Source organism: Sulfitobacter sp. HI0129 (assembly GCF_001635395.1).
GTDB lineage: Bacteria > Pseudomonadota > Alphaproteobacteria > Rhodobacterales > Rhodobacteraceae > Sulfitobacter.
The window spans coordinates 1-2028 of record NZ_LWGH01000762.1 but is presented as its reverse complement, the minus strand read 5'-3'; the positions used below and the strand labels follow the sequence as shown (position 1 = coordinate 2028).

General features: G+C 64.0%; 2 protein-coding genes. Both read right to left on the bottom strand.

Annotation, left to right across the window (positions count from 1 at the left end):
* Positions 1–1484, bottom strand: a 1484-nt coding sequence (locus A3764_RS18635; protein WP_067951926.1) for a ParB/RepB/Spo0J family partition protein, incomplete at its 3' end; no start/stop codon positions are given.
* A gap of 155 nt (positions 1485–1639) precedes the next feature.
* Positions 1640–2028: DUF3768 domain-containing protein (locus A3764_RS18630; RefSeq protein ID WP_236628246.1), on the bottom strand; the 389-nt coding region annotated here is incomplete at its 5' end.

Genomic DNA, 2028 nt, shown 5'->3' with positions numbered 1-2028 from the left:
AGCGCCTCATGCGCCGCCGCCACCTGCTCGAGCGAGGTCTCGTCGATCTCGTCCATCTTGGCATGGCTGCGGTATTCCTTGCGGGCATCGATCTTGATCGCCTGCGTGACACTCATGCCGCTGGCCAGAACGTCACTGACCAGCTTGAAGAGCGTCAGATCGAGCGTGGCCTCCGGATGCAGCGCCATCGCGGCGCCAAGGGCCATGGCTCGCTCGGTCTTGAGGTCCTCAGCCAGTGAGGCTGGGTAGGTGATTTCGCCCGGGTCCGTGGCCTCCTCCCCCGTCGGGTTACTTGAGGAGCCGCGTGCGCCCTCCTCTTTGACGGTGTCTTCCGGACGGACGAGGCCCTCATGGAGCGTGATCTGCCCACCCTGCCACGACGCGATCACCCCAGACCGCGCGAGGTCCTCGGCGCTGTAGGCCTCCTGCAGGTCGCGGGCTTCCTCTTCCAAGGCGTCCACGCGCTCGTAAAGCGCGTTGTAGGCACCGTCCTCGAGCCCCTCATCCTCCATCTCGAGCTGCAATTTCTCAAGCTCGGCGGTGATCTCATCGATGCGCTTCTGGGCGGCCTCATCCGGCTCGATCGGGCCGGGGTAGACGCGGCCGTAGTCGGCCATGGTCGCGTAATCATAGCGCACCATCGCATCGGCCCAGGCAAAGCCCAGCCTCAAACGGGCCTCTTCGGCGGCGGCACCGAGCTTCTCGAGCAGAATGGTCTCAACCAGTGCCGCATCTTCCAGCACGGAATGCTCGTCCAGAAGGTCGGCCGCGATCGATCCGCCGCGGGCCTCATAGTCCTCACGCACGAAGGCTCCGATATCATCGCTGACCTGCACGCCGCGGGATTTGAGGGTCTGACGGACGGTATAGGCCTGCAGATAGCCGCCGTCCTTCGTGAGCGCCTCGAAAACCTCGCGCTGCGCCTCCTGGCTCGGGTGCTCGGCGAAGGCCTTCATCGTGTCGAGCGTGATCACCTTGCCCCGCGCCGCGGCGCGGATGTCGGGGTGGATCAGGCCATAGCGCAACCGGCCTTTCACGGCCGCTACCGTGGTGCCGAAGGTCTTTGCGATCGTCTCGGGCGTCTGGCCGTCGACCTCCATCATCCGGGCGAAAGCCTCGAACTCGTCGATTGCGTTCATCGGCGCTTGGGTGATGTTCTCGGCGAGCGACAGCGCCGTCGTGACGTCGCACTCCTCCGGCACAAGGCGGCAGTCCACCTTGGTTTTCGCCGTGAACCCCTTGCTGGCCTTGTCAGCGATCAGCTCCTTCAGGGCTGCATGGCGCCGGCCACCGGCGAGGACAGCATATTTGCCGTCAAGCTTCTGAACCAGAAGCGGCTGGAGCAGGCCCAGCACAGCGATACTGGCCTTCAGATGGGCGATGTTTTCGGGGTCATAGGTTTCCGGCGCGTTGCTGCGCACATTGGCGGGATGCGGGACGAGATCGCCGATAGCGACGGTAAGGGGAGCAAAGCATGTGGTCATGGGATATCCTTCCAGGAGGGTGAAGTGTGGCCCGCGCGCTCACGCGCGTGACCAATCCCCGGCTTCAGGGATCACCACGACAAAAGGCCCACTTTCCCTTTGAGGGGTCAGCGGGCCTTCATCGTCTCAGATGTCAGGGTGAGGAGTCCCCTGCCCTACCAGTCGCGCGCCAGCATGATGGTCAGCACGCGCATGGTGGTGGCAGGATTGTCCGGGGTCTCAGCCCCATAGCGGAAGTCCGAGTCTGCTTCATAGAGATCGATCTTCCAGAACACGGTCTCTCCCCGGATCTCGACCGCCCCGAAGTCGTGCCAGCCCTCGGGATCATTCTCAGGCTCGAACGTGGCAAACTCACCGGTTGCCTTGACCGCCTCGGCCATGAAGCCATCGCCGGCCTCCATAAGCGAGCGGGTGACATGCATGCGGCCCTGGATGGGTTGCGCGGGCGGCACCCCAAGGCATGCAAGTTTGCGAAACGCGTCGTTCTGCACCGCGATCACGGTCGGATCCGGACGGTCTAGCTGGGGTTGAACATTCATGGACA